General features: G+C 67.1%; 13 protein-coding genes. 8 read left to right on the plus strand and 5 right to left on the minus strand.

The annotated features are described in order from the left end of the window. The 8 genes from bcsZ to NCT05_RS34565 are packed head-to-tail and all read left to right on the plus strand — an operon-like array spanning position 1 to position 12,282. Positions 1-1,158: a cellulose synthase complex periplasmic endoglucanase BcsZ gene (bcsZ, locus tag NCT05_RS34530; protein ID WP_250504441.1), complete on the plus strand. Its 1,158-nt coding sequence runs from the start codon at positions 1-3 to the stop codon at positions 1,156-1,158. After that, entirely contained in the window at positions 1,140-5,108 is a 3,969-nt protein-coding gene (locus NCT05_RS34535) for a cellulose synthase subunit BcsC-related outer membrane protein (protein ID WP_502801825.1), read from the plus strand. Before bcsZ ends, NCT05_RS34535 begins: the two co-directional genes overlap by 19 nt. A 13-nt stretch (positions 5,109-5,121) precedes the next feature. Further along, positions 5,122-6,975: a cellulose biosynthesis protein BcsE gene (bcsE, locus tag NCT05_RS34540; RefSeq protein ID WP_250504443.1), complete on the plus strand. Its 1,854-nt coding sequence runs from the start codon at positions 5,122-5,124 to the stop codon at positions 6,973-6,975. A gap of 4 nt (positions 6,976-6,979) precedes the next feature. Next, positions 6,980-7,192: a hypothetical protein gene (locus NCT05_RS34545; protein WP_175982192.1), complete on the plus strand. Its 213-nt coding sequence runs from the start codon at positions 6,980-6,982 to the stop codon at positions 7,190-7,192. Beyond that, on the plus strand, positions 7,189-7,956 hold the full coding sequence (bcsQ, locus tag NCT05_RS34550) for a cellulose biosynthesis protein BcsQ (RefSeq protein ID WP_250504444.1): 768 nt from the start codon (positions 7,189-7,191) through the stop codon (positions 7,954-7,956). The genes NCT05_RS34545 and bcsQ overlap by 4 nt, the downstream gene beginning before the upstream one ends. Continuing rightward, a complete protein-coding gene (gene bcsA, locus NCT05_RS34555) occupies positions 7,953-10,484 on the plus strand; it encodes a UDP-forming cellulose synthase catalytic subunit (protein WP_250504445.1) in 2,532 nt (843 codons plus the stop codon). Before bcsQ ends, bcsA begins: the two co-directional genes overlap by 4 nt. Positions 10,485-10,498: 14 nt before the next feature. Then, positions 10,499-12,055: a cellulose biosynthesis protein BcsG gene (gene bcsG, locus NCT05_RS34560; protein WP_250504446.1), complete on the plus strand. Its 1,557-nt coding sequence runs from the start codon at positions 10,499-10,501 to the stop codon at positions 12,053-12,055. Then, complete coding sequence (locus NCT05_RS34565; RefSeq protein ID WP_250504447.1) at positions 12,052-12,282, plus strand: hypothetical protein; 231 nt, start codon at positions 12,052-12,054, stop codon at positions 12,280-12,282. Before bcsG ends, NCT05_RS34565 begins: the two co-directional genes overlap by 4 nt. On the opposite strand, the gene NCT05_RS34570 is transcribed toward NCT05_RS34565, so the two are convergent. The 5 genes from NCT05_RS34570 to NCT05_RS34590 form a co-directional block, all read right to left on the minus strand. Continuing rightward, positions 12,271-12,453, minus strand: a complete 183-nt coding sequence (locus NCT05_RS34570; protein WP_250437835.1) for a hypothetical protein — start codon at positions 12,451-12,453, stop codon at positions 12,271-12,273. The two genes, NCT05_RS34565 and NCT05_RS34570, sit on opposite strands and share 12 nt — an antisense overlap. Positions 12,454-12,471: 18 nt before the next feature. Further along, on the minus strand, positions 12,472-13,902 hold the full coding sequence (locus NCT05_RS34575) for an efflux transporter outer membrane subunit (protein ID WP_250437837.1): 1,431 nt from the start codon (positions 13,900-13,902) through the stop codon (positions 12,472-12,474). Beyond that, positions 13,895-17,032 (minus strand): efflux RND transporter permease subunit, encoded by a 3,138-nt coding sequence (locus tag NCT05_RS34580; RefSeq protein ID WP_250504448.1) that lies wholly within the window; start codon positions 17,030-17,032, stop codon positions 13,895-13,897. Before NCT05_RS34580 ends, NCT05_RS34575 begins: the two co-directional genes overlap by 8 nt. 6 nt (positions 17,033-17,038) lie before the next feature. Further along, positions 17,039-18,175: an efflux RND transporter periplasmic adaptor subunit gene (locus NCT05_RS34585; RefSeq protein ID WP_250504449.1), complete on the minus strand. Its 1,137-nt coding sequence runs from the start codon at positions 18,173-18,175 to the stop codon at positions 17,039-17,041. A 383-nt stretch (positions 18,176-18,558) separates the two neighbouring features. After that, positions 18,559-21,300, minus strand: coding sequence for an EAL domain-containing protein (locus NCT05_RS34590; protein ID WP_250504450.1), 2,742 nt, complete (start codon positions 21,298-21,300; stop codon positions 18,559-18,561). Between the last annotated feature and the right edge of the window lie 95 nt (positions 21,301-21,395).

Consider the following 21,395-nt stretch of genomic DNA (forward strand, 5'->3'; position numbering starts at 1 on the left):
ATGAAGGCTTCGGGCGTAAAGCGCGCGATCGTGTCCGGCGCGCTTGTCGTGTTCGGCGCGAATGCAGCAGCGACGGATCTGGCGTCGCCATCGGCGTGCATGGATTCGTGGCCGCGCTGGGACGCCTTCAAACGCGACTTCATTTCGAAGGAAGGCCGCGTGATCGACGTCGGTTCCGCCGACGAGCGCACGGTCTCCGAAGGCCAGTCCTACGCGCTTTTCTTCGCGCTCGTCGCCAACGACCGCGCGAGCTTCGACACGATTCTCCACTGGACCGAAGACCGGCTCGCGCGGGGCGATCTCACGTCGCGCCTGCCCGCGTGGCTCTGGGGCCGCGACGACGCCGGCACGTTGCGCGTGCTCGACGGCAACGCGGCGTCCGATGCGGACTTGTGGATCGCCTACGCGCTCCTCGAAGCGGGCCGCGCGTGGGGCGAGCGCAGCTACACGGCGCGCGGCGCATCGCTTGCGAAGCGCGTGCTCGACGAGGAAACGGCCACGCTGCCCGGCCTCGGCCTCACGCTCTTGCCCGGACCTCTGGGTTTTCATCCGTCAGCCGATACGTGGCGCGTCAATCCGAGCTACGCGCCGCTGCAGGTGATTCGCGGCATCGGCGCGAGCCTGCCCGATGACGCGCGCTGGACGCGGCTCGCGGCATCGAGCGCACGCATGCTGATCGACACCGCGCCGCAGGGCTTTGCGCCGGACTGGGCGCTGTATCGCGCGAACCGGGGTTTCGAGCCCGACGAAGAGACGCGCGCCGAAAGCGCCTATAACGCGATCCGCGTGTATCTGTGGGCGGGCATGCTCGCATCCGACGATGAAGCGCGCGCGCGCCTCCTCGCGCATTTCGCGCCGTTCGCCGCGTATATCGACGCGCACGGCGCGCCGCCCGAGCGCATCGACACGCGCGACGGCAAGCCCGGCCCGAACGACGGCAACGCGGGTTTCTCCGCCGCCGCCGTGCCGTTTCTCGACGCCATCGGACGCCCCGAACTCGCGGATGCGCAAGCGGCGCGCGCGGCGGGGGCATCGGCGCCGGGGTACTACACGAGCGTGCTGACGCTCTTCGGCCTCGGCTGGCGCGAGGGCCGCTATCGATTCGCGGGCGACGGAACGTTGCGCACGGCGGCATCGGCATGCGGAGCGGCGAAATGAAGCGCGCGCCCCGGACGAAGGCGACGTTGCTGCGCGCGGCGCTGATGTCGGCGAGCGTCGTGTGCGCGACGCAGACGCATGCCAGCGAGGCATCGACGGACGCGCTCGCCGAGCGTCTTTACGGCACCGCGCGCGCGTGGGCCAACAAGCATCGCGACGATCTCGCGTTGCAGGCGATCGACAAGGCGCTGCTCATCGCGCCGGACGATCCGCGTCTGAACGCCGAGCTCGTGCGTATCCAGTTGCGGCTCGGCCAGGCGCAAAAGGCGCAGGCCACGCTCGCGCGCATGAAAACGCGCGCGCCCAATGCGGCGCTCACGCAGCAAGTCGACGACGAATATCGCGTCGCGGTCAGCGGCCGTCAGGAAATGGCGGCGATCCGCCTGCTCGCACGCAGCGGCCAGTCGGACGAGGCCGCGCGCCGCGTGAGCGCGCTCTTTGCGCACGGCGCGCCGTCGGGCCCGCTCGGCGCGGAGTACTACCAGATCATCGCCGCGACGCCCGCGCGACGTGCCGAAGCGCTCGCGGCCTTGCACCGGCGCATAGCGGACGATCCCGCCGACGTCGATTCCGCGCTCGTCCTCGCGCGTCTGCTCAACAGCAGCGACGCGACCCGCGCCGAAGCGAACCGCATCGCATGGAATCTCGCCACGCGCACCGACACCGACCGCAACACCGCGCTCGACGTCTGGCGTCACGTACTGCAATCGGCGGGCGCGGACACGGCATATCGGCAGGCGCTGCGCGCGTACCTCGAACTCGTGCCCGACGACACCGAGTTCAAGGATCGCGCCGATTTGCTCGACGCGCGCATCGAAGCGCAGCGCAAGCTCGAACGCGATCCCGATTACATTGCCCGGCAGCGCGGTCTGGCGGCGCTCGCTCGCGGCGACCTGAACGCAGCCGGGCCGTTGCTCGCGCGCGCGGCGGCCGCCCGTCCGGACGATGCGGAAGCCGTCGGCGGATTCGGTTTGCTGCGCATGCGCGAAGGCAATCGCGACGAAGCGCGCGCGCTGTTCGAACGCGCGGCGTCGCTCGCGCCGGACAACCGTGCGAAGTGGCTGGGCCTCGCGCGCACGGCGCGCTTCTGGGGCACGCTCGCGCACGGCCGCGACGCCGCGAACGCAGGCAAGCCGAAGGACGCCGAACGCTACGCGCGCGAGGCGCTCGCCATCGAGCCGGATAGCGCCGATGCCAAGCTGCTTCTCGCCGATGCGCTGCTCGCACAAGGCGACTGGCGCGCCGCCGAACCGATGCTGCGCGCGCAGCTTGCGGGCCGCGAGCCGAGCCTGTCGGCGCTGAAGAGCACGCGTGCGCTGCTCGAATCGACCGGACGCGCCGATGAAGTCGAGCCGCTCATCGCCGCGTTGCAAAGCCGTTTCACCGCCGCCGACGATCGCCAAAGCCTGATCGCGATGCGCGCCGATATGGTCGCGAACGAGGCGCAGCAACTCGCCGCGCGCGGCCAGAACGGGCCGGCGGCGCAGAAATACGAGGCGTCGTTGCGCATCGAGCCGGATCAGCCGTGGACGCGCTTCGCGCTTGCGCGGCTGTATCGGGATATCGGTTTGCCGCAGCTCGGCCGCGCCGTGATGGACGACGGCCTCGCGCGCTCGCCGAACGCCGCGCCGATGGCTTACGCCGCCGCGCTGTATCGCAATTCGATGGACGATCTGGCGGGCGCGCGCGCCGCGCTCGATGCCGTGCCGCAAGCCGATCGCACCGACGCCATGCGCGCGCTCGCCCGCAATCTCGACGCGCAACAGTCGCTCGCCGATGCCCGCGCCGCCTTCGCGCGCAACGACGCCGACGCCGGCGCCGCCGCGCTCGATCGCGCGCAAGCGCTGGCCGCGGACGATCCCAACCTGCTCGCGTCGATCGGTGCGCTGTATATCGATCGAGGCGACGCGGAGCGCGGCCTCGCGCTGCTGCGCGACTGGATGGCCGCGCATCCCGAAGAAACCGATGCTGACGTGCGCCTGCGCTACGGCGATCTGCTCGGCGGCGCGCGTCGCGAAGATGCGCTGTCGCAGACGCTCGCGCAAGTGCGCGCGGAGCCGAAGCTCACGCCGCGTCAGCAAGAGCGTCTGGAGGATCAGGCGTTGCGCAGCGTGCTGCGTCAGACCGACGATGCCATCGACGCCGCCGATTACGCGCGTGCGCGCCGTCTGCTCGATACCGTGAGCGACGCAGGCAAGCGCGACAAGCGCTACGCGTTCGAGCTCGCCGATCTCGCGCGCGCGCAGGGCGATTACGACAGCGCACGCGCCGCGCTCGCGCCGATGCTCGCGGCATCGCCCGACGATCCCGAAACGCAGCTCATGCTCGCGCGCGTGCTCGACGACAGCGGCGGCATCGGCGCGCGCAAGGAAGCGCTCGCGATCGTCCGCCGCGTCGCGGATGCCGCGCCGCCCGACGACATCGACACGCGCCTCTCTGCCGCGCGCCGTTTCGCCGCGCTGCGCCGTCCGCTCGATGCGCAGGCGCTGACGCAGCCGCTACGCGTCGCCTATCCCGAACGCGCGGACGTCACCGTGCAGGCGGGACGCGTCGCGGAAGACCTCGGCGAATACGAGCAGGCGGCGTCGCTGTATCGGCTGTCGATGGAGCAGGAACGCGCGTCGGGCATCGCGCCGGCGTTCAGCGTGCCGGCGGGCTCGGCACGCGCGACCCCCGCAACGTCCGCCACGCCCGCGCGATCCGCACTCGACGATCTCGATCAGCGCCGCAATCCCGAAGTCGAAACGGCGTGGATACCGGCGTACAAGTCCGGCGATGCGGGCGTGTCGCAGTATCACGCGCAGCAGGTGCCGCTGTACGTGCAGATTCCGTATCGCTACGACGGGCATTTCTTCGTGCACGCGGACGCCGTGCATCTCGACGCGGGCACGCTCGACGTGAGCGGACTCACCGATCAGGCCGGCGCTTCGGCGCCGAGCCTGCCGTACACCATTCAGACCTTCGGCACGAACGCGGGCTTCTACGACGGCACGGCGGCGTCGGCGAACGCGCTGCGCCAATATCTGACGAACTCGCCCGTCACGACCGGCGATCTGCATCAGCACGCGAACGGTCTCGGCGGCGGCTTCGGCTATCTGTCCGATGCGTGGCGCGTCGATCTCGGCTCGACGCCGATCGGCTTTCCGGTGCATTACCTCGTCGGCGGCGCGCGCTACAAGTTCGATGCAGGTCCGGCGAGCCTGTCGATAGCGGCGTCGCGGCGTGCGGTCACGAGCAGCGAGCTGTCCTACGCCGGTCTCACCGATCCGCTCACGCACGTCGTCTGGGGCGGCGTGCGGCGCGACGGCATCGACCTGCATGTGAGCGTCGATGTCGGCAGGACGAACGTATTCGCCGATATCGGCGTGGCCGAGCTGAGCGGGCGCAACGTCGCGAGCAATCAGGAATTCACGCTGCGCACGGGCTTCACCGTGCCGGTGTATCGGCGCGCGACGATGCGCGTGCAGACCGGCCTCGTCGGCAATGCCTGGCATTACACCGACAACCTGCGCTACTACACGTTCGGGCAGGGCGGCTATTACAGCCCGCAGCGCTATCTGTCGCTCGGCGTGCCGATCGAATGGATGGGCAAGCGTAACGGCTTCACCTGGGACATCGCGGCGACGGCGGGCGTCTCGAATTCGTACGAGAAGAACTCGCCGTATTTCCCGAACGGCCTGCCGGCGGTAGCGGGACTCTCGCCGGTCGATACGAGCAGCCTGATTTATCCCGGCGGCTCGACGCGTGGCGTGAGCTTTTCGTACGGACTCGGGGCGACGGTCGAATATCGGCTGAATCCGCAACTGGCGCTGGGCGCGCGCGTGTCCATCGACCATTCGCACGACTATGCGCCGAGCGCCGGGATGATCTACGCGCGCTTCGCGTTCTCGCCGCGCAAGGACGATTACCGCATCAGCCCGCAGCCGGTGCGGCTGTATTCGAGTTATTGAGGAACGGATTGCCGTGAACGACGAATCGAACCGATCCAGTGGCGCAACGAGCCTCATCGCCGCGTTTGCGCGCTTCGTGCGCGCGCGCGTCGCGGGCCGCGATGCCGCGCCGGGCCGCATCGGCGTCGATGCGCTTCCCGACGATCTCGCCGTGCTCGCGCCGGGCGCGCTCTACGCGGTGCACGTCGCGCCGCGTTCGCCCGAATGCGATGCGCTCATCTGGGCCACGGCGCGGGCCGCGAACACGCGCCATGTGAGCGTCGTGCTCGCGCGCGAGCGTGCGGAAGCGGCGGCGCGTGCGCGCGAACTGGGCTTTTCGGGCGCGGCGGCGCAAGGCTGGCCGCGCCGACTGAACGTGCTCGCGATGCCGAACGAAGCCGCATCCGCCGATGCCGATTCTGAACCCGCTCTCGCGCTCGCGCGCCTTTACGGCGGCCTGCGCGCGCTCAAGCGCTTTGGCTTTCGCGCGAACGCGCTGTATATCGTCGAAGGCGCGGAGCGCTGGTTCTCGTGGCGCGATCCGGCGGCGCTCGCGCGCGAAGGACGGCTGTTGTCGAGCTGGTGCGAGACGCGCGGCATCACGATGATCCTGCTGCTCGGCGACGCCGCCAGCGATGACGATTTGGGCATCGACGAAACTCAGGCTTCGGCGAGCCGCAGCGAACTGAACGGCGCGTGCGCGGGCGTTGCGCGCGTGCGGCGCTCGCACGGCGAACTGCTGTGGCAAGTCGATTTCTGGCGCGCGGGCCGCGCGCTCGCCACCGGCGACGTGCACGCGTTGCGCTTCAACGAAGCCGGCCGCCTGAGCATCGCCGCGCCCGAGCGCGCGGGCGATGCGCGCCGCGATGCGCGTCTCGCGCCGGACGAAGCGCGCGTCGTCGTGAGCCGCGCGGTCGTCGGCGACGAGGCTTGGGTGCCGCGCGACTGGGAAGTGCTCGCGGACCGCGATGCGGTCGTCGCCGCCTGCGATGGCGCGCGCGGCGCGACCGTCGTGCTCGCGCATCGCAACGGCGCGCAGCTCGAAGCGCTGTGCGCCGCCGTGCACACGTTGCGCCGCCGCTGCGGACGCGCGCTCAAAATCGCCGTGGTCGAACGCGGCGAAGTGCTGCGTCATCAATATGAATTGCTGATGCTGAGTCTCGGCGCGAATCTCGTCGTCGGGCGCGACGTGCCGTTCTCGCGGCTCGAATCGCTGTTGCAGTCGCTGCAAGGCCAGCTCTACACGCGTCCGCTTTTGTCCGATTACCGCACGGCGCTCGCCGCGTCGCTCGCCGATGCCGCGCTCGGCTATCAGAACGTGGCGGCGTTCTGCGCGCAGACGCAAGGCGCGCTCGCACGCGGCGCGGTGCTGCGTCTGCCGCATGTGCTCGTGAAGCTGACGCTGCCGCCTGCGCTCGCTCACGTCGATGCGCTCGCGTGGTGCCGTCCGCGCCGCGCGGGCGATGTCTTCACGGCGGACGCGTCGCATCTGTACGTGTTCCTGTTCGGCTGCCGTCTCGCCGATGCCGACGCCGCGCTCGCGCGCATCTTCACCGTGCCGGTGGAGCGCGTGGCGAAGGACGTCACGTATCTGTCGGACGACGGCATCGGCGCGCAATTGCAGGCGCTCGAAGCGGAGAACCGGCGCGCGCCGTCGGCGGATTACAGCGATCTGTTCGCCGCGACCGCGCCCGTCATCGCGATGGAAGACAAGGCGGATGCGGCTACGGAAAGCGAATCCGTGCGCCGCTCGCGCGCGGAACTCGACGCGCTCGACGCCGTGCTGAACCAAGAAGCGCGCAGGAACGCGACCGACGAAGGTCCGTTGCATCCGCCCGCGCGCCGCGCCGTGCGTGCGCATATGCCGCTCGCCGAACCGGGAAACTGAAACGATGGACACCTTGCTCATTTCGATGCTGATCGGCGTGCTGGCCGGCGTGCCCGCGTGGATCGTCTGGCAGCGCGCGGGCGCGCGGCGCGGTCTCGTAGCCGCGCGTGGTTTCGATCCGCGCGACGCGGTGCCGTGCCGCATCGAGCCGGTCGTGCTAAACGCGCGTCTCGTCCCCGATGTCGATGCCGCGCCGAAGGACGCCTCCCGCCCATGAAAACCATCGCGCTCATTTCGACGGCGGGCGGCGCGGGCCGCACGACGCTCGCCGCATCGCTCGCGACGCTGCTCGCCCGGCGCGGCCGCGCCGTGGTCGCGCTGGACTTCGATCCGCAGAACATGCTCGGCGCGTATCTCGGGCTGGACGCGTTCGCGGCGGAAGGCATCGGCGGCGCGCTCGCCGATCCGTCGCGCAAGTGGCACGAATCGACCTGGCGCAACGAGGACGGCGTGCTGTTCGTGCCGCACGGCGGTCTCACGCCCGCGCGATCCGCCGCGTGCGAAGCGCGTCTTTGCGAGCATCCGCGATGGCTCGAACGCACGATCGGCGAGATCGGCTTGCCGGAGACCGGCGTCGTGCTGATCGATACGCCGCGCTATCCGTGCTCGCATGCGGATCACGCCGCGCGCGCCGCCGATCTCGTGCTCGCCGTGTGCCCGCCTGAGCCGGCTGCGTGCGCGACGCTCGTCGCGCGTTTGCCCGCGCTGCGGGAATCGTGCGCGGATGTGCGTCTCGTCGTGAATCGCCTGAATCCCGCCCGCGCGATGCAGCGCGACGCGCTCGCGATGCTGCGCGCCGCGACCGGGAACATGCCGCTCGCGCAACGCATTCATCTGGAAGCGTCGATGCCCGAGGCATTTTCGCGCGGCGCGTGGATTTTCGACGAAGCGCCGCATCTGCAGGCGTCGCACGATCTGCACGGTCTCGCGCAGCACGTCGATGCGTGGCTGCCCGCGCTCACCGCGAGCGAGACGGCATGAAGCGCGAACCAGGCTCCCGCTCGAACCGCGCGATCGGCTGGATCGCGCGCGGGCTCGGCGTGCCCGACACGCGCTCGGCGTTCGACTGGTGCGTGCGTCTCTTCTTCAAGCCGCCGCGCGCGGGCAAGCGCGACATCGCGCGGGACATGCTGCGCGCGTTCGTGCTCGCGTGGGCGCGCGAGTGGGGCGTCATCGACGTGCGCAATCCTTGGGCGTGGCTGCTGCGCGCGTTCGTGCGCCCGCCGCGCGAAAACGCGAAGCCGCTCGCCGCGTATGCGCGGGCCGCGCTCGGCCTGATCGAACGCGCGCTCACGCCGCTCGCTCTCGCGCTGATGTGGATGAAGCGCCGCATCGATGCCGCCATCGACGGACTGCCGTGGGCGCGCTTCGGCGCGCGGCTCGAAGGCGGCGCGAATGTCATCGGCAAGAAGCGCTGGATGCTGCCCGCGCTCGTCGTGATCGGCGGATTGCTGTGGGCGGTCGTCGGCACGTCGCCGCTCGCGTCGGGAAGCCAGTTCGTGTTCTTCGCCGTGCTGATGATCGCGGCGCTCGTCATCCGCCGCATTCCGGGGCGCATGCCGGTGCTGATTCTCGCGTCGCTCGCGCTGCTCGTCACCGCGCGCTACGTCTGGTGGCGCACGACCGAGACGCTCGACTTCCGCACGCCCGGCGAGGCGATCGTCGGCTACGCGCTCTTCGGCGCGGAAGCCTATACGTGGATGATCCTGCTGTTCGGCTTCGTGCAGACCGCGTGGCCGCTCGAACGCGCCGTGTCGAAGCTGCCCGACGATCCCGCCGACTGGCCGAGCGTCGATGTCTTCATTCCGACCTACAACGAGCCGCTGTCGGTCGTGAAGCCGACGCTTTTCGCCGCACAAGGCATCGACTGGCCGCGCGACAAGCTCAATATCTGGCTGCTCGACGACGGCCATCGTCCGGAGTTCGAGGCGCTCGCGCGGGCTGCGGGCATCGGCTACATCACGCGCGACGACAATCAGCACGCGAAGGCGGGCAACATCAATCGCGCGCTCGCGAAGACGCACGGCGAATACATCGCCATTTTCGATTGCGATCACGTCCCCACGCGCTCCTTCCTGCAAGCGACGATGGGCACCTTCTTCGCCGATCCGAAATGCGCGCTCGTGCAGACGCCGCATCACTTCTTCTCGCCCGATCCGTTCGAGCGCAATCTCGACACGTTCCGCCGCGTGCCGAACGAAGGCAATCTGTTTTACGGGCTCGTGCAGGCGGGCAACGATCTCTGGAACGCGACGTTCTTCTGCGGCTCGTGCGCGGTCATCAAGCGCGCGCCGCTGGAAGAGGTCGGCGGCATCGCGGTCGAAACCGTGACCGAAGACGCGCACACGGCGCTCAAGCTGCATCGGCGCGGCTATACGACGGCGTATCTGCCGACGGTGCAGGCCGCCGGTCTCGCCACCGAAAGTCTCGCGAGCCACATCAAGCAGCGCACGCGCTGGGCGCGCGGCATGGCGCAGATTTTCCGCATCGACAATCCGTTTTTCGGGCGCGGGCTGAACTTCTTTCAGCGCCTGTGCTACGGCAACGCGATGCTGCACTTCTTCTACGGCATTCCGCGCCTCGTGTTCCTCACCATGCCGATGTGGTACCTCTTCTTCCAGATGTACTTCATCAACGCGGCGGCGACGACCATCGCGGGTTTCGTGCTGCCGTACATCGTCATCGCGAACATCGCGAACTCGCGGATGCAGGGCAAGTTCCGGCATTCGTTCTGGGCCGAAGTCTATGAGTCGGTGCTCGCGTGGTATATCGCGCTGCCGACGACCATCGCGTTCTTCAGCCCGAAGCATGGCAAGTTCAACGTGACGGACAAGGGCGGGCGCATCGACGAGACGTATATCGACTGGGCGATGAGCAAGCCGTATCTCGTGCTGCTCGGCCTGAACGCGCTCGCGATGTCCGTCGGCATCGTGAAGCTGATCGCCGGCGCGGGCGACGAAAACGCGACCATCCTGATGAACGTGTTCTGGACGCTCTACAACCTCGTGATGCTCGGCGCGGCGGTGAGCGTCGCGCGCGAGGCGAAGCAGGTGCGCGTCACGCATCGCATCGCGATGAACATGCCCGCGACGCTCGTGCTCAACGACGGCAGCAGCATCGCGTGCAGCACGAGCGATTACTCGACGGGCGGGCTCGGGCTCGTCGTCGGCGAAGGATTGCTCTCGCTCGAAACCGGCGACACGCTCGGCGTCGTCGTGAGCCGCGGCGAGCGGCAGTTTCACTTTCCGGTGCGCGTGACGCGCCTTTCCGGCACGCATCTGGGCGTGCGCTTCGATTCGCTCACGCTCGAAGACGAGCGCCGTCTCGTGCAATGCACGTTCGGCCGCGCGGATGCGTGGATCGAATGGGACGAGCGCACCGAAGACGACGCGCCGCTTAAGGGCCTGAAGGAAGTGCTGCTGATGGGCTTCGAAGGCTATGCGCGGCTGTTCGGCGGAGCGCGCCGCGCGCTGCTCGACAAGCTCGCGCTCGATGGCCGCCGCTACTGACAAGAAGAACGAAGATGACCTTCTGGAACCTGTATTTCATCATCAAGATCGCGCTCTTTTCGACGGGGCATCTGAAGCCGATATGGCTCGCGAACATCGCGTTCGCGGTGGCGCTCGCCGCGAGCTCGCCGCTGCGCTCGCGCATCTGGCGGGCGGTGCGGTTCGTCGCCGGGCTCGGCATCGGTTTGCCGCTGATGTATCGCGAGGCGAACGTGCCGCCGTTCGGCCGCATCGTCGAGGAATTCGGCAATCTCACGACCTTCAGCTTCGGCTACTGGCTCGAGTTGCTGCCGCGCTTTCTTCCGCCGATGCTGCTCGCCGTCGCGCTCGGTCTGCTCGTCGCGTATCTCGTCGTCAATCGCTGGCTGCGCGTCGCGACCTTCGTGATGATCGCGCTCGTCGCGCTGCCGGTGTGGCAGGGCGCGAATGCGGTGCTCGCGCGCATCGAGGCGAAGCCGCAGGGCAATGCCTTTGCCGCAACTAACCGTCAATCCGCGGACCCCCTGGATTACAACGCGACGCTCGCGGCATTCAGGGCGAAGGAGTCGCAGCGACAGGTGAGCTTCGGTCATCTGTCGAGCGATCCGAAAGAGCAGTTCGACGTGATCGTGCTGCACATCTGCTCGCTGTCGTGGGACGACCTCGATGTATCGAAGGAGCGCAATCATCCGTTCCTGTCGCACTTCGACTATCTGTTCACGAACTTCAGCACGGCGGCGAGCTACAGCGGCCCGGCGGCGATTCGTGTGCTGCGCGCGTCGTGCGGACAGGAAGCGCACGCCGATCTGTACAAGGACGCGCCCGCGCAGTGTCATCTGATGGCCGATCTTGCGCAGGCCGGCTACACGCCGCAGGTCACGTTCAATCACGACGGCCACTTCGACAACTTCACGCAGCTCGTGAAGGAGAACATCGGCGTGCCGAACGTGCCTTTCGTGCCGAACACGGCCGCGCCCGTCGCGATGCACGCGTTCGACGGCTCGCCGATCATGGACGATTACGGCACGCTCGCGAACTGGTACGCAGAGCGCGCGCGGGAGCCGGGACCGGTCGCGCTGTACTACAACACGATCAGCCTGCACGACGGCAACCGCCTGCCGAACAACAAGATGACGAGCCTCGAGTCGTATCCGCTGCGCGTGGCGAAGCTGATGAGCGATTTCGACAAGTTCGCCGATCTGATCCAGCAATCGGGGCGGCGCGCGGTGATCGTGTTCGTGCCCGAGCACGGCGCGGCGCTGCGCGGCGACGCCAATCAGGTCGCGGGCCTGCGCGAGATTCCGACGCCGAGCGTGATCCACGGGCCGGTGGGCGTGCGGCTCGTCGGCTTCACGGGCAATCACGGCGCGACGACCGTCATCGATCAGCCGACCGGGCATCTCGCCATCGCGCAATTGCTGTCGAACCTCGTGTCGAACAGTCCGTTCAAGGCGGGCGTCACGCTGTCGCAATACGCGGCCAATCTGCCGCAGACGCCGATGATCGGCGAGAACGAAGGCACCGTCACGATGAAGACCGCGAACGGCTATGTCGTGAAGACGCCGGACGGCGTATGGGTGGATCAGAAATGAACACGCTGAACAAGGAAGCGCGCGACCGGCATGATGTCGTCACGCTTGCGGAGCGCGTCGCCGGTCTCGACGCCGCGCGCTATTTCGATGCCGAAGCCGACGAGGAATTGCGCGCGGCGGTGACGCGCTGGCCGGTGCTCGCGCGGCTGATGGCGCTCGCGCCCGTCAGCGCCGACGACGATCAGCGCGCGATGAGCGGTTGCGCGACGGCGCCGTCATCGGCGTGATCGCGCGGGCGTCGATGGGCCGGAATCGCTCGTGTCGTACAGACGTTCCGGAATGAACAACGTGCCGATGCCGCTCGGAATGAACACCGCGCCGACGAGCAGAAAGCTCACGCCGAACGAGAACTGCGTCGCGATATGGCCGAGCGCGACAGGCGACGGCCCTCGCAGCACGAATGAAGCGCGTTCGGACTATTTCGCCGCCGTCTCCTGCACTTGCGCATCCTTGCGCCAGCCGCCGCCCAGCGCCGTGTAGAGCGTCACCATGTTGGTCTGTTGCGCGGCGCGGTCGGTCACGAGCTGGGTCTGCGCGCTGAACAGCGTGCGCTGCGCCGTGAGCAAAGTGAGGAAGCTGTCCAGGCCGCCGCGATAGCGCGCATTGGCGATGTCGTAGTACTGCTGCGCGGCATCGACATACTGAAGGTCCGCGGCGGTCTGATCGACATACGTGGCGCGCGCCGCGAGCGCGTTCGACACCTCCTTGAAGGCGGTCTGGATCGTGCCTTCGTACGCCGCGACGTAGATGTTCTTCGAGATCGTCGCGGAGTCGAGCGAGGCGCGCAGACTGCCGAACTGGAAGATCGGCACGCTGATCGACGGCTCGAACGCCCACGCGCCCGAACCCGCCTTGAAGAGCGACGACAGCCCGTTGCTCGCGACGCCGCCCGTCGCGGTCAGCGAGACGGTCGGGAAGAACGCCGCGCGCGCCGCACCGATATACGCGTTCGCGGACTTCAACGCATGCTCCGCCTCGATGATGTCGGGCCGCTCCGTCAAGAGCGTCGAAGGCAGGCCCTCGGGCACGGCGGCGAAGAGCGGTTCGTCGGGCAAGGCGCGATCGTCGGGGAAGCCGTCGGGCAACGGGCAGCCGATCACCGCGATCAGGTTGTTGCGATCCTGCTCCACCGCGCGTCGATACGCGGCGAGATTCGCCATTGCGCTCGTCAGCGATGTGCGCGCGGACTGCACGTCTTCCATCGAGCCGCTGCCGAGATTGGCCGCGCGCAGCGTCGTCTCGTAGGTGTCGCGATACGAAGCCACCGTGCGTTCCGTCACGTCGAGCAGGGCGCGATCCGCGAGCCATGTCAGATAGTCGCCCGCCGTGGTCGAGATGAGGCTGATCTGCGTGCTGCGGCGCGCCGCGTCCGTCGACAGATACTGCTCCAGCGCCTGATCCTTCAGGCTGCGGATGCGGCCGAAGAAGTCGATTTCCCACGCGCTCGTGCCGAGTTCGAGGCTGGTGGATTTCGTCGTCACGCCCGACTGGTGCGACGCGCTATGCGTGCCCGTCGCCGTGATCGACGGCCCCAGTTCGGCGCGCACGATCCGATACTCCGCCTCGTATTGCGCGACCTTCAGCGCGGCTTGCCGCAAGTCGCGGTTGTTCGTCAGCGCAAGCTCGATCAACTGACGCAGATACGGATCCCGCACGAACGAGCGCCAGTCGGACAGCAGGTCGGCAGCCGATGCCTGTTGTTGCGCGCTCGTCGATTCGTACTGCGGATAGGACGCGGGCATCGGTGCGGCGGGCCGCTCGTAGTGAGGCTCGAGCGTGCACGCGCCGAGCGCGAAAACCGTCAGCGTCGCCGCGACGATGCGGCAGACAGCGAAGCGCTTATTCATGAGCGGCTCCTTCCTTCTTCCTGTTTCCGAAGCCCCGAATCAGCACGAAAAATACTGGCACGAAGACGATGGCGAGCAGCGTCGCGGCAATCACGCCGCCAAGCACGCCGTTGCCGAGACTCTCGCGGCTCGATGCGCCCGCGCCGCTCGCGAACGCCATCGGCAGCACGCCGAAGCCGAAGGCGAGCGAGGTCATCACGATGGGCCGCAAGCGCAGATGCGCCGCTTCGATCGCCGCCTGACGCACGCTGTGACCGCGCTCGTGCAGGGACTTCGCGTACTCGACGATCAGGATCGCGTTCTTGGTCGCGAGTCCGATGGTCGTCAGCAAGCCGACCTTGAAATAGATGTCGTCGGTGAAGCCGCGCAGATGCGCCGCGACCAGTGCCCCGACGATGCCGAGCGGCACGACGAGGATCACCGAGAACGGCACGGACCAGCTTTCGTACAGACCCGCGAGACAGAGGAACACGACGATCAGCGAAAGCGCATAGAGATACGTCGCCTGCGAGCCCGCGAGCTTCTCCTGATACGACTGGCCGGTCCACTCCATCGCAATGCCTTGCGGCAACTGCGCGACGAGCGCTTCGATCGCGTTCATCGTGTCGCCGCTGCTGACGCCTTGCGGGCTTTGCGCCGTCATCTCCATCGAAAGGCTGCGATTGTAGCGTTCGACTTGCGGAGAACCGGTCGTCCAGTGGCCCGAGGCGAACGACGAGAATGGCACCATCTTGCCGTCGTAGCTGGTCGTGCTCGTCGTCGTATTGCTCGATGTCACGAACCATTTGCCGATATCGGCGGGCATCATGCGGTATTGCGGCAGCGCCTGAACATAGACCTTCTGGATGCGCCCCGTGTCCACGTAATTGTTCACGTAGGTCGAGCCAAACGCGGTCTGCAGCGTGTCGTTGATATTGGATGCGCTGACGCCGAGCGCCGACGCCTTCAGGTAATCGATATCCACGGCGTACTGCGGCACGTCGGCCATGCCGGCGGGACGCATACCGGTGATCTTCGGATCCTTCGCGGCAAGAGCCAAGAGCTTGTTTTTCGCGGCGACAAGCTGATCGTGACCCAGACCGGCCATGTCCTTCAGTTCGAAATCGACACCGCTGTAACTGCCGAGACCTTGCACGGCGGGCGGATTCATCACGAAGACCTGTCCGGCGCGCAAGCTGCGAAAGTGCGCGTTCGCGGCGCCGACGATCTCCGCCGCGGACTGGCCTTCGCCCTTGCGATCCTTCCAGTCCTTGAGCTTGACCATGGCCATCGCCATGTTCTGTCCGCTGCCCGACACGCTGAAGCCATCGAGCATGACGACGTTCTCCACTTCGGGAAGCGCCGTGAAATACGACTCGACCTGCTTCTCCACGACGTTCGCCTGCACGCTCGAGCTGCCCGCGGGCAGATTGACGATGGTCATCAGCGTGCCCTGATCCTCATCCGGCAGGAACGACGATGGAAGCTGCCAGTACAGCAGCGCGGCCACGCCGCAGATCGCGGCATACGCGGCCATCCAGCGCAGCGGGCGCGCAACGAGGCGCGTCACTACACGCTCGTAACGGCGCGTGCCGCCTTCGAATGTGCGCTCGAACCACGCGAAGAAGCCGCGCCGCTGATGTTGCGGATCGACCGGGCGCAGCAGCGTCGCGCACAGCGCGGGCGTGAGGGTCAGCGCGAGCAGCACGGAGAGCACCATCGCCGACGTGATCGTGAGCGAGAACTGACGATAGATCTCGCCCGTCGAGCCCGACATGAACGCCATCGGAATGAACACGGCCGTCAGCACGGCGGTGACGCCGATCAATGCGCCGCCGATCTCGCCCATCGCCTTGATGGTGGCATCGAGCGGCGACAGGCCTTCGCTCAGCAACCGCTCGACGTTCTCGACCACGACGATCGCGTCATCGACCAGAAGACCGATGGCCAGCACCAGCGCGAACAGCGACAGCACGTTGATGGTGAAGCCGACCGCGGCGATCAGCGCGAACGTGCCGAGCAGCGCGACCGGCACGACGATGGTCGGAATGAGCGTCGCGCGCAGGTTGCCGAGGAACAGGTACATCACGAGGAACACGAGCACGACGGCTTCGAAGAGTGTCGTGATGACCTCGGAGATGGACGCGGATACGAAAGGCGTCGTGTCGTGCGGAACGCTCAGTTGCACGCCGCCCGGCATCTGCTTCTGCAACACCGCGAGTTGCGCGCGCACGGCCTTCGCGACCGACAGCGCGTTCGCGCCGCTTGCGAGCATGATGCCCATCGCGGCGGCGGGCTTGCCGTTCAGACGCGACGTCATGTCGTAGGAGTCGCCGCCGACTTCGACCGTGCCGACATCCTTCAGATACACGCGCGAGCCGTCCTGATTGACGCGCAGGAGAATGTTGGCGAACTCGTCCGAAGTCTTGAGAAAGCCGCGCGTCACGATGGTCGCGTTGATGGCTTGCGTCTTCGTCTGCGGTGCGCCGCCGATCTGCCCGACGGAAAGCTGCGCGTTCTGACTGTCGATGGCGGTCGTGACATCGCTCGGCATCAGGCCGACGCTGCGCAGCTTGACGGGATCGAGCCACACGCGCATCGAGTGCTGCGCGCTGAAGAGCGTCACTTGCCCGACGCCGCTGATCTGCGTGAGCGGATCCTGCACCCGCGTCGCGAGCAGATTGCCGAGATCGACGGTGTTCATGCGGCCGTCCGTGGACGTGACCGATACGACCATCAGGATGTTGCCCGCGGTCTTGCTGACCTGAATGCCCTGTTGCTGAACGGCGCTCGGCAGTGATGCGTTCGCTTCCTGCACCTTGTTCTGCACCTGCATCGCGGCGACGTCCGCGTTGGTGCCCGACTTGAACGTCAGCGTGATGGTCGCCGTGCCCGCCGAACTGCTCGTCGACGACATGTACATCAGATTGTCGATGCCCGTCATGTCCTGCTCGATCACCTGCGTGACCGTGGTGGCGAGCGTATCGGCGGATGCGCCCGGATAGGTCGCGGTGATGCGGATCGACGGCGGCGCGACGTTCGGATATTGCTCGACGGACAGCGTGCGGATCGAGAGCGCGCCGATCAGCATCACGACGATGGCGATGACCCATGCGAGCACGGGCCGGTGAATGAAGAAACGGGAGAGCATCGTGCGTCAGTCTCCCTTGGCGAGCTGCGCTTGCGCATCGCGTTCGACGGGCGAGACCTTCATGCCCGCGCTCACCACCTGCAGATTGTCGGTGGCGATGCGCTCGCCCGCGCGCAGGCCGCGCGTCACGATCCAGTCGTTGCCGTGCGCCGTATCGGCGGTGACGGTGCGGCTTTCGACGACGTTCTGCGCGTTCACGACGAGCACGGTCGAGGTGCCGCCCGCGCCGCGATTCACGAGCGTTTGCGGCACGAGAATCGCGTCCTGCTCGCCTTCGTCGAGTTGCGCCTGCACGAACATGCCCGGCAGAAGCTGATGCTCCGGGTTGGGAATCGATGCCCGCAGCGTGATCGAGCCGGTGGTCTGATCGACGGTGACATCGGAGAAGAGCAGCGTGCCGGTATGCGCGTAGGTCGCGCCGTCTTCGGTCTGCACCGTGACCTTGCTCGTGCCGGGCTTCAGCGCGCCGGACGCGATGGCCTTCGAGAGCCGCAGCGCTTCAGTGCTGGAACGCGTGACGTCGAGGTAGAGCGTGTCCATCGACTGGATGGTCGTGAGCGCCGTCGATTGTCCCGACGTGACGAGCGCGCCGACCGTCACCGCCGACTTGCCGATCTTGCCGCTGATCGGCGCGACGATGCGCGTGCGCGCCAGATTCACGCGCGCGGTTTCGAGCGAGCCGCGATCCGTGACGATATCGGCGCGTGCCTCGTCGGCCGCGGCGGCGTAGTTCTCCACGTCCTGCGCGCTCACGCTCTTGATCTTGAAGAGTTCCTGATAGCGCTTCGCCGTGACGTCGGCGGCCTTCGACGTGGCGATCGCCTTTTGCAGCGTGCCGAGCGCGGTGTCGTACGCGGCCTGGTAGCTCGCGGCATCGAGTTGATAAAGCGGCTGGCCGGCCCTGACCGTCGAGCCTTCGACGAAAAGCCGCTTGGTCACGATGCCATCGACTTGCGGGCGCACGTCGGCGACTTCGACCGACGAGAGGCGTCCGGACAGATCGTCCACGATGTCGATGCGCTGCGCCTTCAGCGTCATCACGCTGACTTCGGGCGCATTCGCCGCGGGTGGCGCGCCGGCGGCGGCGGATTTCTCGCCGCACGCGGACAGCGCGAAGGCGGCGGCCGCGACGAGCGCGAGCATTCGCGCGAGCGGGGCATGGGCAAACGGCGGGGCAAAAGCGTATTCGTTGTCTGGCATGTCGGAAGTGGAAGGGCTGGCGTCGCGCGGGAGTTCATCGCTTGATCGGGGAATGCGGTTCCCGCCGCCGTGCATCGGACGAGCCGAAGGGCGGTTCACAACGTGACGAGAGGATGTCGCGACGCGGATTGCAGGCGTCGATCAGGAGAGACAGCGCGAAGTATTGCCGAGGGCCCAACGATAATCGCAGCGCGCGCCGAAATCAACTAAGTCTTTGATTCATATCGACATTCACATAATGTGTCTGAATTGACACGATTCGGCGAAGCGCTCGCGACGGAGAATCTAGCGCATTCGCGTGGCATTGGGAATCGGCGCAAACGCCGTCAGGCGATGCTCGGCGCGAGCGCCGATTGCATCAGCGATATTTCGGCCAGTTCCGGTCGCATCGGGCATCCCAGCCAGAAGCCCTGTACTTCGTCGCAGCCGTTGTCGATCAGATAATCGAGCTGATCCGCCGTTTCCACGCCTTCCGCGACGACGCGTATGTCCAGCGCCTGACCCATGGCGATGACCGCCTTCACGATGACTTCGTCGGCGCGCGAGCAACCGATGCCGCGCACGAACGACATATCGAGCTTGACCCGATCGACCATGAAGCTGCGCACGTAGCCCAGGCTCGAAAAGCCCGTGCCGAAATCGTCGATGGCGATCGACACGTCGAGCCTGCGCAGCGCTTGCAGCGAAGGCAGCGCGCCGGGCGCCATGAGCGTGCTTTCGGTGATCTCCAGTTCGATATTGCGCGGATCGACACGCGAGCGTTCGAGCACGCGCGCGACCATCGCCGGGACGTCGCTGCGTTCGAACTGCACGGGCGAGACATTCACCGCCACCACGACGAACGGCGACAGCCTCGCCCATTCGCCGGCCTGCCGGCACGCCTGCTCCAGCACCCATTCGCCGATCTGCACGATGAGCCCCGTGCTCTCCGCGAGCGGGATGAACTGCGCGGGATTCACGAGGCCGAACTCCTTGCTCTGCCATCGGAGCAGCGCTTCGAAGCCTTCGACCCGCCGCGTGCGCAGGCAGATCTTCGGCTGATACAGCACGAACAGTTCGTTCTTCGCGATGGCGAGTCCCAGCGCCTTGACCATGGCGCTGCGCGCCGTCTCCGCCGCCGCGATCTCCGGATCGAAAACCTGTATCGAACCGGCGTGAAGCGACTTCGAGCGATACATCGCCGCATCGGCGGCGCGCAGCAGCGTCTCGGCGTCGCTGCCGTGATCGGGAAAGAACGCGACGCCCATGCTCGCGACGGAGACGACGGTGGCATCGGCGGCTTTCATCGGCTGCGCGAGAAGCGTCGCGATCTGCCGGGCATGAGCGAGGCATTCGTCCTGGCTCCGGCCCGGCAGCAGCACGACGAACTCGTCGCCTGCGTAACGCGCGACGAAACCGGGCGGCGTGACGCTCGATTCCAGCCGTCGCGAGACTTCGCGAAGCACATCGTCGCCGGCCGCATGACCGAGGCTGTCGTTGACGTCCTTGAAGTTGTCCAGATCGAGGAAGATGAATCCGAGCCGGTCGCCGTTGCGCCGCGCGATCCGCACGGCGTGGTCGAACAGTTCGCCGAGCGCGAGCCGGTTCGGCAGACCGGTCAGCGGATCTTCGAGCGCCTGGCGCTTCAACTGCTCCTGATGGCGCACGCGCTCCGTCACGTCGCTCAACACCGTGATGCTGTGCGTGACGCGTCCGTGGTCGTCGAGAATCGGACCGACGTAGGTATCGCTCCAGAACGTCGAGCCGTTGCTGCGCGACATTTTCAGCAGTCGCGATGCTTCGACATTGCCGCGCATCGCGTGCGTCAGCGATCCGGTCTCGGGCATCGCGCGATCCCAGCCGAGCGCCGCCTGCGTTTGTGCGCCGAGCACATCCGCCACGCGGCGGCCCGTCAGGCGCTCGAACGCGGTGTTCGCATACGTGATGCGGTGCGAGCCGCAAGAGAGATGCGAAATGACGATGGCGTCGCGCGTCGCTTCGAGCGCGCGGCTGCGAAGGTGCAGTTGTTCCTTCGCGTTCTCGTGCGCGGTGACGTCGTGAGCGGTGATGAAACACGCCTCGTGACCGCCGAACGAAAGCAGATGAAACGACACGTCCACGAAGATGACATCGCCATCGAGCCTGCGATGACGCCGGATGCCGCCCGCGCCCGAACCGGCTCCCGACTGCACGTAGCCCGCGAGATCGAGCCGGAAGCTCGCGACTTCTTCGGCGGGGCGCAGATCGAAGATCGTCAGCGCGTTGAGCTGTTCCAGCGTCGCCCGGTACTGACGTTGCGCTGCCGCGTTCGCGGTGAGAATCGCGCCGTTCCCGACATCGAAGATCAGCATCGCGACCGGATGCTGGTCGAAGTACTGGCTGAAGCGTTTCTGTGCTTCATCGGCGACGATGCGCGCCGCGTTCTTCGCGAGCGCCGAGCGATGCCGGCTCGACGCCGCGAACGCGAGCAGCAGCATGCCGGCGGCGAGACCCACGATGAGCGCGATGCGCTGCTTCAGAATCTGCGATTGCGCTTTCTCCTGCATGCTGGCGATCAGCTCCCGCTCGTCGCTGCGCAGCAGGGCGAGAATGTCCATGATCGATTTCAGCGACGCGTTGGCGAGCAGCAACCGTCCGGAGTCGACTGCGGTGCCATGCGACGCAAGCGCGACGTTCGCCGCGGCATCCTGCAGCGCTTTGGGCCATTCGCCGCTCAGGCGTCTGAGTTCCGCGAGCTTTTCGGCGGCTGCGGGCGAATCGGCGAGCAGCGCATCGAGATGGTTATAGGCGCGCGCCACCATCACCGCGCGGGCGATGGGCCACGCGCGCGATTCGAACGTGGCCGAGCCGACGCCCTTGAGGAAGTCGGTGTTGGCGGCGAGATGCAGATCGACGAGCAGTTCGAGCTCCGAGCCGACGTCGAGCGCCCGGCGCAATTCCCGCTCGCCGATGTCGCGATCGACGGTGATGGAAACGGCGGCGAGTGCGGCGAGGCACAGCCCGGACGCCGACAGCGTCGCCAGAACCAGCGTGGTCGCGAAACGCCGGCGAGACCACGAGATCAAGGTTCTGAGGCGAAGGTGAAACATGGTCAATCCTGTACACGGTTTGCATGTTTTACGACCTTCGTCGAAAGCTCTTTAGCGGGTTAAGCCCTTATTGGAATGATTCTTCTGACGGTTGA

It is taken from the genome of Caballeronia sp. AZ7_KS35 (genome assembly GCF_023631045.1).
In the GTDB taxonomy this organism is placed as follows: domain Bacteria; phylum Pseudomonadota; class Gammaproteobacteria; order Burkholderiales; family Burkholderiaceae; genus Caballeronia; species Caballeronia zhejiangensis.